This window comes from Hydrocarboniphaga sp. FW305-C-57, assembly GCF_058783045.1.
The window spans coordinates 50,333-63,755 of sequence record NZ_JBYSYG010000012.1 but is presented as its reverse complement, the minus strand read 5'-3'; the positions used below and the strand labels follow the sequence as shown (position 1 = coordinate 63,755).

Below are 13,423 nucleotides of genomic sequence, written 5' to 3'. Positions count from 1 at the left end.
CTTCAACGCCGGAAATACTCGGGCCGCCCGGCGGTCCAGAGCTCGCCCCACAGGCGGCCGCCGCCGTCGACGGTCATCACTTCGCCGGTGACGAAGCTCGCGCTCGGCGAGCACAGGTAGACGCAGGCTTCGGCGATTTCCATCGCGGTGCCAGGCCTGCGCAGCGGATTGGCGAGCGAGAACTCGGCATGCGCTTCGGGCGGGTAGACCTCGAGTCCCTCGGTCGCCGTGAGTCCGGGCGCGAGGCAGTTGACGCGGATGCCGAGCGGCGCCCATTCGACCGCAACCGTGCGCGTCGCGCCGATCACGCCGGCACGCGCGGCGACCGTGTGCGCGACGCCTGGCATGCCGCGCTCGGTGACTGCGACGACGTTGACGATCGCGCCGGGCTGCCTGGCTTCGCGCCAGCCCTGGGCGGCGCGCTGCATCATGTACCAGGTGCCGTTGAGGTTGTTGTTGACGACCGCGCTCCAGCCTTTCGGAGCGAAGTCGATCGCGTCCTGCGGATACTGGCCGCCCGCGTTGTTGACGACGATCTGCGGCGGTCCCCATTCGGAAGTGACGCGATCGAACAGCGCGGCGACCTGCTCGGGCTGGCGAATGTCGGTGAGCTGCGTGAGCAGGCTCGCGCCCTTGTTGCGCGCGAACTCGGCGACACGATCGAGTTTCTCGGCCGTGCGACCGCAGATCGCGACTTTCGCTCCGAGCCTCGCGAGCAGCAGCGCGATCGCGCGTCCGAGCCCGCTGCCGCCACCCGAGACGATCGCGACCTGGCCCGCGAACAGATCGGGCCGGTAGATCGACGGCGCGGCCCAGAGTGCTTCGCAGAGCGCGAGCTGCTTAGACTCGTCGGTCGGCTTCATGCGCGCAGCAGCTCGCCCGCGATGATCATCTTGCGCACTTCGGTGGTGCCGGCGCCGATTTCGAGCAGCTTGATCGAGCGATACAGGCGGTTGATCTCGCTTTCCCAGATGTAGCCGGTGCCGCCATGCACCTGCATGGCCTCGTTGAGCACCTTGTTGAGCGTCTCGGCCACGTACATGACGCCGGCCGCGGTGATCTTGTGGATGTCGCCGCGGCCGCCTTCGTTCTCGTCGATGACGTTGGCCGCGCGCAGCGTCTGGTACGTGAACAGGCGCATCGACTCGACCCAGACGTAGAGATCGGCGAGCTTGGACTGGATCATCTGGAATTCGGCGATGGCCTTGCCGAACTGTTTGCGCTGCTTCGCATAGTCGAGCGCAAGCTGCAGGGCGCGTTCGGCGATGCCGAGGCAGATCGGCGAGATCATCGCGCGCTCGAGATCGAGCCCGCTCATGACCACCTTCACACCGTTGTTCTCGACGCCGACGAGGTTCTCGGCCGGCACGCGGCATTCGTCGAACACGAGCTCGGCCGTTTGGCTGCCGCGAAAGCCCATCTTGGTGAGCTTCTGCGCAACCTTGAAGCCCGGAAAATCCTTCTCGACGATGAAGGCCGAAATGCCTTTCGCGCCGGCATCCTTGTTGGTCTTGGCGTAGACCAGCAATACGTCAGCGACCGGGCCGTTGGTGATGTAGATCTTGCTGCCGTTGAGCACGTAGTGGCCGCCTTCGCGACGCGCCGTCGTGCGCATCGAGCCGAGCGCATCCGAGCCGGCGCCGGGCTCGGTCAGGCCGAGCGCGCCGATCGACGTTCCCTTGCAAAGCCCGGGCAGATACTTGCGGATCTGCTCTTCGTTGGCGTTGCGCAGGATGTTGTTGAGGCAGAGGTTGTCGTGCGCGACCCAGGCCAGCGCGAGCGCGTGGTTCCAGCGGCCGAAGGCCTGCAGGATCAGGCCGGACGTGAAGATGTCCATGCCGGCACCGCCATAAGCTTCCGGCGCGGTGACGCCGAAATAGCCGGTCGCGCCGATCTTCGGAAAGATTTCGGTGGGCCACCATTCCTCGTCGTCCATGCGTTGCGCGAGCGGATAAAGCTCGGCCTGGGCGAAGCGATCGGCTTGTTCGAGGATGCCGGACTCGTCGTTCGACAGGCCGCTGAAAGCTTGCAGCACACTGGGTTTTTCGAGCATCGCGGAATCGTCGGGCATGGCATCGTGGCGGCTGGGCTTGCCGTTACGGTAAAGCCGCGCCTTGCGGGCGAGCTTCGTCCGATGTGATGAGTCGCGAGCGCGCAGCGCGTTCGGCGCTCAGCCTTCGATCGCGTCGACCAGGCCCCAGAGTTTCGCGGTGCGCGCATCGATGCGCTGGCCCGACAGCGCGAGCCAGGCCGTGCGCTGCCGGCCGATGCGCCGGGCGATGCTCACGGTTCCGCCGGCGCCCGGAATCAATCCGTAGCGCAATTCGGGCAACTGGAACCAGGCATCGCGCGTCGCCACCAGGCGCCCGGCGAAGGCCGGGAACTCGATGCCCGAGCCGATGCAGGCGCCGTGCACGTAGACCGTCGTTCGCTCGGCGAGCATCGCGAGCAGGCGGCCGGGCAGCGCGAGGCCTCGCACCGCATGCGCGGTGGACGGGTCGGGCGCGCTGCCGAATTCGCGCAGGTCGCCCCCAGTCGAAAAGCAGCGCCCTTTGGCGCGAATGTCGAGGCTGCGAATGCCGTCGTCGACGAGCGCGAGCGTCAGCGCCTCGATCAGCGAATCGCGCATTTCGACGGTCATCGCGTTGCGGTTGAGCGGGCGGTTCAGCGTAAGTGAAAGGCGCTCGCCATCACGTTCGATCTCGACTGCCGCTCCGCTTTCATCCGGTGCCGACGTCGCCTCGTGACCCTGCCGCCAGCGACGGAATTCGGCTCCGTTCTGCAGGCTCGCATACGCCAGCGATTCGGCGACGAGTCCATTGTCGGCATCGAGTTTCTGCGTGAGCCTCAGGGTCTGCACGAGCGTGGATGCCGCGAGCGGATGCTCGGCGATGATCTTGCGCAGGCGCTCGGCTGCTTCGACATCGGGCACATGCACGTCGCAGGCGCGGCTCAGCGGGCCGGCATCGCCACCGACCGCGATCACCGGCGCCGGTATGCGCCTAAGCCAGTCGAGCACGCGCGCTTCGTCGAAGCCCTGCGCAGCCGCGCTGTCGACGAGCAGCAGCGACCGCGGCAGCAAAGGTGATGCCGGAGCCACGGGCTCCAGCATCAGGGCTCGCAAATCGGCGATCGACAGCACGTCCATGCGCGGCTCTTCAAGGGCAGGCGCGAATCCTAGCAGCTGCGCCGGGCGCTCCGGTTCTACGCAGAACGGGTGAGGTTGCGGCGGGTTGCCCCGACTATCGTGCGCCCATCCCAAATCGTTCCCGTCGCCACCGACGATTCCTTGACCCGTATCAGAGGGCAGACCGCCGTGAGCAAGACCCCTGCATGGCCGTTCGAGTCGGTGCTGATCGCCAACCGCGGCGAGATCGCGGTACGCGTGCTGCGCACGGTGCAGCAGCTAGGCCTGAGGGGCATCGTCGTCTACCACGCAGCGGATCGCGCCGCACCGGCCGTGAAGCTCGCCGACGAGGCGATCGAAATCACCGGCGCCACGCCGGTGGCCGCGTATCTCGACGCGGCGCAGATCCTCGAAGCGGCCAAGCGCTCGGGAGCCGGCGCGATCCATCCAGGGTACGGCTTTTTGTCCGAGAACAAGGCGTTCGCGAGCGCGGTCGAAGCGGCGGGCATCGCCTTCATCGGCCCGAAGCCCGAGCACATCGATCTGATGGGCGACAAGGTGCGCGCCCGCAACTTCGTGCAGAAGGCCGGCTTTCCGGTGGCTCCGAGCGCGATCGAGGACGACGATCCGGCGAGCTTCGTCGAGCGCGCACGCAAGGTCGGAGCGCCGCTGCTGATCAAGCCTTCGGCCGGCGGCGGCGGCAAGGGCATGCGCATCGTGCGCGACCTGTCGCTGCTCGAAACCGAGATCGAGCGCGCGCGCAGCGAAGGCCAGCGTTACTTCGGCGATGGCCGGCTCTACGTCGAGCGCTACATCGAGAATCCGCGCCACATCGAAGTGCAGGTGCTCGGTGATTCGCACGGCAACGTCGTGCATGTGTTCGAGCGCGAATGCTCGGTGCAGCGGCGCTTCCAGAAGATCGTCGAAGAGACTCCTTCGCCGGCGCTGACGCAGGAGCTGCGCATGAGCATCTGCGAGACCGCGGCCGGCATCGCGCGCTCGGCGGGCTACCGCAACGCGGGGACCGTCGAGTTCATCTTCGGGCAGGGAGGTGAATTTTTTTTCCTAGAAATGAACACGCGCCTGCAGGTCGAGCATCCGGTTACCGAGGAGATCACCGGCCTCGATCTCGTTCACGAGCAGCTGCGAATCGCGGCCGGAGAGCCGCTGGGCTACTCGCAGCACGAGATCACGACGCAGGGCCATGCGATCGAGTTCCGCATCTATGCCGAAGATGCGGGCCGAGGCTACACGCCGACCACCGGCCTGATCCTGCTGCTGCGGCCGCCGCAGGGCGAGGGCGTGCGCTGGGACAGCGGGGTCGCACAGGGCGGCGAGGTGACGAGTGCCTTCGATCCGATGATCGCCAAGCTCATCGTTCGCGGCGCCGATCGCAGCGAGGCCATTGCAAGAGCCGATGCCGCGCTGCGCGACACCGTGTTGCTCGGCTGCAAGACCAACACGGCCTTCCTGCGCCGGCTCATCGCGCATCCGGCCTTCGTCGCGGGTGACGTGCACACGGGCTTTCTCGATGCCAACCCGCAGATCGCGGCCGAGCCCGAAATCGGCTCCGACACCTTGCAGGCTCTGCTCGCCACGGCGGCACTGTCGGCGCGCCCGATGACCGATGCCGCCGATGCGATTCCGGATCTGCATGCGGCGATCGGCAGCTGGACCAATTGATCACAGGCGGCGAAATCCATGTTGCACGCGCTCAAAATCGCGGATACCGAACACTCGCTCGCGCTCTCGCGCGCACCGCAGGGCTACCGGCTGCATCTGGCCGGGCAAACCCTGCCGGTCGCGCTGCGACAGGAGGCCGATGGCGCCACCTGGCTGCAAGTCGGCGATCGCCATCTGCGCGTGCACGTCGCCACGCGAGGTGATCAGGTCTTCGTGCATCTCGACGGCGAAGCCTACGAGCTGCGCTACCGGCATCCGCTCGATCGCCTCGCCGCGCAATCGGCCGGCAGTGCCGACGACCGCGTGATCGCGCCGATGCCCGGCTCGGTGGTGGCGCTGAGCGTGGCGATCGGCGATGCGGTGAGCAAGGGACAGGTGCTCATGGTCATGGAGAGCATGAAGATGGAGACCACGCTGGTCGCTCCGCGCGACGGCGTGATCGCCGCGATCACTTACGCGAAAGGGCAGAGCTTCGATCGCGATGCCGTGCTGCTGAGCCTGGAACCGTCCGAGAGCAAGTCGACTTCATGAAACGCATCGAATCCAGGCTCAACACGGCCTCCGCGGAGTTCCAGGCCAACGCCGAGCACAATCGGCGGCTTGCGCAGGAGTTCAGGCAGAAGCAGGCGCGCGTGCGTGACGAGCGTCCACAGCGCGACATCGATCGCCTGCGCTCGCAGAACAAGCTGCTCGTGCGCGAACGGCTGCAGCGTCTGCTCGATCCGGGCACGCCGTTCCTCGAGTTCTCGTCACTCGCGGCCAACGAGGCCTACGGCAGCGAAGTGCCCGGCGCGGCCTGCGTGACTGGCATCGGCATCGTCTCGGGGCGCGAGGTCGTCATCAATGCGGGCGATGCGAGCGTCAAGGGTGGCTCGTGGTATCCACTCACGGTCAAGAAGACCGTGCGCGCGCTCGACATCGCGATCGAGAATCGCCTGCCGGTCGTGCATCTCTGCGATTCGGCCGGTGGCTTCCTGCCGCTGCAAGCCGATCTGTTCGCCGACAAGTATTACGCGGGCCGCATCTTCCGCAATCAATGCATGCTCTCGAAGATGGGCGTGCAGCAGGTGTCGGTCGTGCTCGGGCATTGCACGGCGGGCGGCGCCTACGTGCCGGCGCTGTCGGACTACAACGTTATCGTGCGCGGAACCGGCGCGATCTTCCTGGCCGGACCGCCGCTCGTGAAAGCCGCGACCGGTGAGGAAAACACCGTCGACGAGCTCGGCGGCTGCGACATGCACACGAGCACGTCTGGCACCGCGGATTATCCGGCCGCGAGCGAGGACGAAGCGCTGGCCATAGCGCGCGACATCGTCGCGCAGTTCAAGCGGCCGCAGAAGTCGATCATCGAATGGCAGCCGCCCGAGGCGCCTTACTACGATCCGGGCGAGCTCTACGGCATCCTGCCGCAGGACATCAAGCAGCAGTTCGACATGCGCGAAGTCATCGCCAGGCTCGTCGACGGCTCGCGCTTTCACGAGTACCAGCCCAACTACGGCAAGACGCTGATCTGCGGCTATGCGCATCTATGGGGCTACAAGATCGGCATCCTCGCGAACAACGGCGTGCTGTTCAACGACTCGGCGCTCAAGGGCGCGCACTTCATCGAGCTCTGCAACCAGAACCGCACGCCGATCGTATTCCTGCAGAACATCACTGGCTTCATGGTCGGCCGCGAGTACGAGCGCCGCGGCATCACCAAGGACGGTGCCAAGATGATCATGGCGGTGTCGAACAGCGAGGTGCCGAAGTTCACCGTGATGTGCCATGGCAGCTTTGGCGCCGGCAACTACGGCATGAGCGGGCGTGCCTTCGATTCGCGCTTCCTGTTCTCGTGGCCGCAGTCGCAGATTTCGGTGATGGGCGCCGAGCAGGCCGCCAACACGCTCGCCGACGTCAAGATTCGCCAGCTCGCCAAGCAGGGCGGGCAGCTCACGCAGGCCGACATCGACGCGATCCGCGATCCGGTGCTCGGCGAATTCAAGCGCAAGCAGAGCGCGTACTGGTCGACCAGCGAAATCTGGGACGACGGCATTCTCGATCCGGTCGATACGCGCAACGCGCTCGGCATCTCGATCGCCGCGGCCTTGAGCGCTCCGATCGGCGATCCGCGCTACGGCGTGTTCCGCATGTGAGCCCGGGACCGGCGACCAGACACTCTCGTCAGTTCGGGTGATCCCGCCACTGCCGACGCGATGCAAGCTTGCAGGCAGAACAGAACATAAAAACCTGGCCAGATCCGGGAGGAGACCGACGATGGTGACGGGGAACATGTCGCGGCGCTATGCCGCGATGGCGATGACAGCGACCGCCTTGAGCTATGCGATGCCTGCTCATGCCGGCAGCATCGATGTCGGCGACGAAGCTTCGCTCGACTACAAGCTGACCGTCGGCTACGCATTCGCCATGCGCACCGAGAAGCGCTCGAATGCGCTTTCCAACGGCGACGTCGATCCGTTCCGCTTGTTCGTGCTGCCGACCCAGCAGCCCGGCCAGCCGTTCCAGTTTGCGGGATTCTCGAACACCGGCCTGCCGACGACGATCAATTTCGATGACGGCAATCGCAACTTCGACAAGTGGGCGCCGATCAACAATCGCCTGAGCGCCTTGCTCGAACTCAACTACACGCATGGTCCCTACGGCATCGTCGCGAGCGCCGACGGTTTCTACGATCACGTGTATCGCGCGGGCGACAACGACAACGACTCGCCCGAAACCGTCAACAAGTTCGGCGACAACGACCGCTTCACCAAGGAAACGCGTCGCTATCAGGGATCGCGTGCGCGCCTGCTCGATGCCTACGTCTACGGTGACTGGAACCTGTTCGGCGACGTCAACCTGAACCTGCGCGCCGGCAAGCATGTGGTGGCCTGGGGCGAGAGCCTGTTCTTTCCGGGCATCTCGGGCGCGCAGAGTACGGCCGATGCGACCAAGGCCTTCGTGCCGGGCGCCGAGATCAAGGCGATCCTGCTGCCGACCAATCAGCTGTCGATGCAGATGTCGCTGACGCCGGAATCCTCGCTGCTGGCCTACTACAAGCTCGCATTCCGGCCGAATCAGATCTTCCCGGTCGGCGACTACTTCTCGCCGTCGGATGCGGTGGGGCCGGGCGCGACCTTCGTCTACGGCTCGGCGAACCCGGTCAGCTATCTCGGCAATTGTCCGGGCCTGCTGCAGAACATCAGCATTCTCGGCACCAGTCTTCCACCGATCATTCCGCCGGGCCTCGAGAGCCTGATCTGCAGCCAGATCCTCGCGCCGATCGGCAACGCGGCCGGTGCTCCGGCCTACATCTACGCCTACCGCGCCGAGGATCTGCGTCCGAGCGCGCACGGCCAATACGGCATCGGACTCAAGCATCAGTTCTCGAACATGCAGGTCGGCCTGTACTTCCTGCGCTATAGCGATCCGAATCCGACCGTGCAGCTCAACTTCGGCTACGCGCCGTTCACGACCAACCCCGAGATCACCACGCAGATCGTCAACCAGCAGGTGCCGACGACGTACAACGTGAAGTACTGGGACGGCATCCATCTCTACGGCGCGAGCTTCTCGACGGTGGCCGGGCCGTTCAACGTCGGCGGCGACATCATCTACCGCGATGGCGCCGCGATGCCGGCGCAAGCCTATGTCTCGGGCGTGCTGAGCCCGATCTACACGCGCGGCCGCGAAGGCAGCGTGCAGATGTCCGCCATCTACGTGACCAACCCGGGCTGGCTGTTCGACGATCTGTCGTGGGTCACCGAAGTGGCCTATCACCATCTGTTCGATCTCGACCGCGTGGATTCGCGTCCGGGTCAGATCATGGTCGGCGATGGAGGCGTTTCGTTCTACGACGAGGATGCGGTGGGCTTCCAGACCCTCGTCATTCCGACGCGCCACAACGTGATCCAGGGCTGGGACGTGTCGACGCCGATCACCGTCGCCTCGCTCGTCAAGGGAACGCCGGCGCTCGCGGGCGCCTTCGGTGCGCTGTATGGCGACGGCGATACGCGCGTGAGCCTGTCGGTGCAGTTCACGCGCCTGCAGAACCTTCAGATCGGCGTCGGCTACAACTTCTTCTTTGGCAACGTGAACAAGACCATCGGCGACAGCACGCTCAAGGCCAACCCCTACACGGATCGCGACTATGCGACCTTCAGCGCCAAGTACAACTTCTGAGTTGCCGCGGAGCAGATGGTGAGCGCCGCCCAGCCCAGCACGCATGACGCCGCCGAGTTCCGCAAGGCGCTCGGCAGCTTCGCCACCGGCGTCACCATCGTCACCACGAGAGCGGCCGACGGCCAAGCGCTCGGCCTGACGGTCAACAGCTTCAACTCGGTGTCGCTGGCTCCACCGCTGGTGCTCTGGAGCCTCGCGAACAACTCGCACAATCTGGCGGCTTTCCAGAGCACGGAACATTGGGCCGTGCACGTGCTCGCGGCGCACCAGGACGCACTCTCGGGGCGCTTCGCACGCGCAGGCGTGGACAAGTTCGCCGGCATCGATTGCGAAAGCGGAATCGGCGACGTGCCTCTGCTGCCTGGATGCAGCGCCCGCTTCGAGTGCCGCACGACGTTCCAGTACGAAGGCGGCGACCACACGATCTTCGTCGGTGAGGTGCTGCGCTTCGATTGCGGCGATGCGCCGCCTTTGGTCTTCCATGGCGGCCGCTATGCGCATGCGACGAAGCGGGATTCGTCGAACACCGCTCCGCGCAGCGCCGAGGTGGCTGGCAGCTTCAGCGAGGATTTTCTCGGCTACCTGCTCGGCCGGGCGCATTTCCGCTTCTATGCGCGCATCCGGCCGCTGCTCGCGCAGGAGCAGCTCAGCGACGAGCAGTTCTTCGTGCTGTCGGCGCTGACCTTGCGGCGATCGGTCAGCGTCGCGAGCCTAGGGCAGGGGCTCGCCGGCATCCTCGAAGCCGAGGCCCAGGATGCGCTCGCGAGCCTGGTCGAACGCGGTTTCGTGCAGCCCTTGGCCGGCGATGCGAGCGCTTATGAACTCACCACGAGCGGCGCCGCATGTGCGCTGCGCGTGATATCGGCCGCCAAGGCGGTCGAGTCCGAAGTGCTCGAAAAGCTCGGCGCGGCGGATTCGCCTGCGCTCAAGCTGCTGCTCGGGCGCTTGCTGACGGTGATCGATCCGGATGCGGTGAAGCTTTGGGGGTAAAGCGCTCTCTCTCGGTTGCGAGACGGGGTGATGCGCCAAGTTGGGAGACAGGAGAGGGGGAGAATGTGTGCACTTCCGGTCTGACCCTCTCTCCCCTCGCTCTGCGAGGGACTCTCTCCCGCAAGCGGGAGAGAGGAAAGACAGACTATCTCAAAGCATGATTGATCCTTGAGTCATGGTATGTTGGTCCCCTCTCCCGCTTGCGGGAGAGGGGATGTCGGAGGTTCTGCGCGTCTGGCTTTGTTCCGGAGTGGTTCTCCCTTCATGACCCTCACGGCATGTAATGCCCGCCATTCACATCGAGCGTCGCGCCCGTCACCACGCTCGCGTAATCCGAGACCATGAACAGCGCCGCGCGTGCGCATTCCTCGTCGGGCGGAATACGGCGCAGCGGGATCTGCGAAGCGATCTGGCCGACCAGCGCATCGACCGTGGTGCCGCTCTGTTCGGCCTGCCAGTGCATGTAGGCTTCGACCGGCGCGCCCCACATCCAGCCCATGTGCACGTTGTTGACGCGAATGCCGTCGGGGCCGAGCTCCTTGGCGAGGAACTTGGAGGCGACCGCGAGCGCACCCTTGGAGGCCGCATAGCCCGCTTCGCCGAGCGGCGGCACGACGCGCGCCGCCATCGTGTTGATGTTGACGATTGCCCCGCTGCGCTGGCGCTTCATCTGCGGGACCACGGCCTGCACGAGCTTGAGCGTGCCGAGCAGGTTGGTGTCGAGCACGGCCTGCCAGCTGTCGAGATTCGCGCTCGAGGCGTAGTCCATGTCGCCGTGGAAGTAGGCGCTGTTGACGAGCGCGTCGATGCGGCCGAAGCGCTCGCTCGCCTCGGCCGCGAGCCGATCGCATTGGGCACGGTCGGTGATGTCGGTGACGCAGCGCAGCACTTCGCAGCGGGTTCCGAGTTCGGCGATGCGCCGCTCGGCGTCGACGAGCTTGTCGGCGCTGCGTGCCGCGACGACGAGTCCGCGCGCACCTTCGCGCGCAGCCTCGACCGCGAGCTTGATGCCGAGCCCGGGGCCGATGCCCGAAATCACCACGATCTTGTCCTGTAGCAGCATGCGTTCTCTCCTCAAGCGGGAAGGATGTCCCGCAGATGCCGGCGGCTGTATTCGGCGAAGTCGCGGCGAATGCCCGCTTCGCTGAGGCCGAACTGTGCAGGCGAATAATCGTGTCCGCCCTGGTGGCTCTGCGCATCGGCCGCGAGCCAGCGCTGCATCGCCGCGCGCGCGGAATCGCCGAGCGGCCAGCCGATGAACTCGTAAAGCCTTTCGACCACCGCCATCGGCTGTTTGACGGTGTCGCGGAAATCGACATCGATGAACTGCGTCGGAGCCTGCTCGCGCACGCGCATCGTGTGCAGCTGGGCGCGCTGCATGATCTCGCTCCATTCGCGTCCGGCCGTCGCCGCATCGGCTTGGTCGCTGTAGATGCAGCGCAGCGTGTGCACGAAGCTGCCGATCGACGGAATGCTCTGCACCGGATCGCGATGCGTGAGGATCACCTGCGCGCCCGGAAACACCTCGAGCAGCAGGTGCATGCGCAGCAGGTGATGCGGCGCCTTGAGTACCCAGCGCTGCGCCGTGACGCCGCGCCTGCGCTTCTGCCATTGCAGGAACTGCAGCAGGCGCCGCAAGTAGCGGTAAGCCGGCGCCTGGTCGCTCGCATCGAGCCAGCGCATGTAACCCGGCACTTCGGCGTAGGCGTTGAAAGCCGAGAGCATCGAATGCTCCATGAGCATCACTTCTTCGTCGGCGGCCTCGTTCTCCATCGGATGGATCGCGAGCAGCTTGGGCATGGCCTGCGTCATCATCGCCACGAGTTCGGCGCCTTGGCGACGGCGCGCCTCGGGGTTCTCCAAAGTCTCGTTCGGAAACGGCACCGGGAACTGCGACTCCCAGAACGCCATCCACCAGAAGCGCTCGTCGCAGGACAGCAGGCGATGCAGCTTGGTGGTGCCCGTGCGCGGAACGCCGACGATGAACAGGGGCGGGGCGATGATCTCGTCCGCGATCTCCGGATGGCGTGCGAAGTAATCCTCGATGCGCAAGCGGTTGGCGAGCTGGGTGACGATCTTCTGGCGCAGCAGCGTGGCGCCGAGTTCGCTGAGCCTGGCGTCATCGGTGAGCGAGCGGCTCAGCACCGCCAGCCCTTCGCGAAAACTCTCGTCGCCGAAGTCGCTCAGGCCCGGCGTCTGCGCGAGCGCTTCGGCGAGCATCGATTCCGCATTCAGGACATCGCTCATGAAGCGAGCTCCCGTTTCAGATCGGCGATCTTCACGACGCGCGTCTGCGGATGCACAGGCTCTTTCGCGCCGACCCAGCGCAGGCACATCGTGCCGCGGTCGTGGCCCGCGGTTTCGAGCCAGTTCGCGTGGCCCGGATCGCGATGCGCAAGCACCAGGTCGACGCTGCCGTCGGCGTTGCGGCTGGCCGAGTGCTGGTTGTGGCAGATGCGGTGATAGCGATAGTCGAGCGATTCCATCCACCAGTTGTCGATCTGCAGGTTCCAGAAGCGGCAGTCCGGAATGCGCGGCAGATGAAGGATCAGCGCTTCGTCGTCGGCGAGCTGCCAGTACGAGTGGTAGTAGAAGATGTTCGGGTCGCCACCCGATCGCTGGCAGAGCGCCTGGTCGGCCGGTGGCAGCTGGTTGGCGTGCGCGAGATAGCTCTGCGCCCAGTCGGCGAAGACGCCCGCGGTGCCGCCGACGAATTTCGCCGCGCGCTCGAGTCCGGTTGAGAGTCGCTCGGGCGTCAACGGAGCAGGCGGCCGATCGCGGCCAATGCGTTCGATGCGCAGCTGTGCCGCAGTTTCGGCGCGGCGATCGATGAAAGTCTGGCGCACGATCACCGCATTGGTGGCCGGTTCCATCGGCAGCCAATTGCCTGGCTGCGGCTGGCAACTCAGCACGACCTCGAAGCGGCCTTGCTCGTCGAGCTCGAGTCTGGCGCCGTCGAGAAAACCCGTCTGCACCATGCGGCCGTCGGTTTCGTAGCCGCCTTTCTGCGTGCCGAAGCTCAAGTACGGAACGCTGCCACGCACGCCGCTGATGCGATAGTCGTAGCGGCCGTCGAGTCGGCCCATCAGATACAGATTGTCCGGATTGTCGGCGCCGATCTTGCCGGTCTCGTGGGATGGAGCGAAGAAGCCTGGCGCTTCGGGGTCGGCGAATTCGAGATGCATCTCGAGCCCGATGCGCAGCAATCGGGTCAGGTAGCGCCAGCCTTCCGCCCGCGTGAGCGCATCGCTCGGGGCTTCCTGGCGCAGCACCTGCTGGCCGGCCTGCTTGAGCGCGTCGCAAAAGGCTTCCCAGCTGCGCCCCGATATCACATCGTTCTCGACCGACATGCTGCTCTGGCTCCCGACGCTATGGCATGGCCCGATGCCCGAACTTAGGAGCCTCGTGGCAGCGCGTCATCGTTCGAATGGGGGAGTCGGCGAGGCCGCCGCACGGATCACC

Annotated in this window: 11 protein-coding genes; 5 read left to right on the top strand and 6 right to left on the bottom strand. The window is 65.8% G+C overall.

Annotation, left to right across the window (positions count from 1 at the left end; genetic code table 11):
* Window positions 1-2: 2 nt before the first annotated feature.
* From AC3WUM_RS20460 to AC3WUM_RS20450, 3 genes are all read right to left on the bottom strand, one after another.
* Window positions 3-863 carry an SDR family oxidoreductase gene (locus AC3WUM_RS20460; protein WP_492412633.1) on the bottom strand — a complete coding sequence of 287 codons (861 nt, stop codon included), beginning with the start codon at window positions 861-863 and terminating at the stop codon, window positions 3-5.
* Window positions 860-2,071: an acyl-CoA dehydrogenase family protein gene (locus AC3WUM_RS20455; RefSeq protein ID WP_492412632.1), complete on the bottom strand. Its 1,212-nt coding sequence runs from the start codon at window positions 2,069-2,071 to the stop codon at window positions 860-862. The genes AC3WUM_RS20460 and AC3WUM_RS20455 overlap by 4 nt, the downstream gene beginning before the upstream one ends.
* 99 nt (window positions 2,072-2,170) lie before the next feature.
* Window positions 2,171-3,148, bottom strand: coding sequence for an enoyl-CoA hydratase/isomerase family protein (locus AC3WUM_RS20450; RefSeq protein WP_492412630.1), 978 nt, complete (start codon window positions 3,146-3,148; stop codon window positions 2,171-2,173).
* A gap of 168 nt (window positions 3,149-3,316) precedes the next feature.
* Between AC3WUM_RS20450 and AC3WUM_RS20445 the strand changes: the two genes are divergently transcribed.
* From AC3WUM_RS20445 to AC3WUM_RS20425, 5 genes are all read left to right on the top strand, one after another.
* Window positions 3,317-4,810: an acetyl-CoA carboxylase biotin carboxylase subunit gene (locus AC3WUM_RS20445; RefSeq protein WP_492412628.1), complete on the top strand. Its 1,494-nt coding sequence runs from the start codon at window positions 3,317-3,319 to the stop codon at window positions 4,808-4,810.
* A gap of 18 nt (window positions 4,811-4,828) precedes the next feature.
* Window positions 4,829-5,341: an acyl-CoA carboxylase biotin carboxyl carrier protein subunit gene (locus AC3WUM_RS20440; RefSeq protein ID WP_492412626.1), complete on the top strand. Its 513-nt coding sequence runs from the start codon at window positions 4,829-4,831 to the stop codon at window positions 5,339-5,341.
* Window positions 5,338-6,945 (top strand): acyl-CoA carboxylase subunit beta, encoded by a 1,608-nt coding sequence (locus AC3WUM_RS20435; protein WP_492412624.1) that lies wholly within the window; start codon window positions 5,338-5,340, stop codon window positions 6,943-6,945. Before AC3WUM_RS20440 ends, AC3WUM_RS20435 begins: the two co-directional genes overlap by 4 nt.
* Window positions 6,946-7,066: 121 nt before the next feature.
* Window positions 7,067-8,971 carry a DUF1302 domain-containing protein gene (locus AC3WUM_RS20430; protein WP_492412622.1) on the top strand — a complete coding sequence of 635 codons (1,905 nt, stop codon included), beginning with the start codon at window positions 7,067-7,069 and terminating at the stop codon, window positions 8,969-8,971.
* Window positions 8,972-8,989: 18 nt separating this feature from the next.
* Entirely contained in the window at window positions 8,990-9,961 is a 972-nt protein-coding gene (locus tag AC3WUM_RS20425) for a flavin reductase (protein ID WP_492412620.1), read from the top strand.
* A 271-nt stretch (window positions 9,962-10,232) separates the two neighbouring features.
* Here the strand turns inward: AC3WUM_RS20425 and AC3WUM_RS20420 are convergent, their stop codons facing one another.
* Genes AC3WUM_RS20420 through AC3WUM_RS20410 form a run of 3 tightly spaced genes read right to left on the bottom strand, consistent with a single transcriptional unit; the run spans window position 10,233 to window position 13,311 of the window.
* Window positions 10,233-11,024, bottom strand: coding sequence for an SDR family oxidoreductase (locus tag AC3WUM_RS20420; protein WP_492412618.1), 792 nt, complete (start codon window positions 11,022-11,024; stop codon window positions 10,233-10,235).
* Between the two features lie 11 nt (window positions 11,025-11,035).
* Window positions 11,036-12,208: a sulfotransferase family protein gene (locus tag AC3WUM_RS20415; RefSeq protein ID WP_492412616.1), complete on the bottom strand. Its 1,173-nt coding sequence runs from the start codon at window positions 12,206-12,208 to the stop codon at window positions 11,036-11,038.
* The gene (locus AC3WUM_RS20410) at window positions 12,205-13,311 is read right to left on the bottom strand and encodes a DUF1214 domain-containing protein (protein ID WP_492412614.1); all 1,107 of its coding nucleotides are present in this window, start codon (window positions 13,309-13,311) and stop codon (window positions 12,205-12,207) included. Before AC3WUM_RS20410 ends, AC3WUM_RS20415 begins: the two co-directional genes overlap by 4 nt.
* Window positions 13,312-13,423 lie beyond the last annotated feature (112 nt).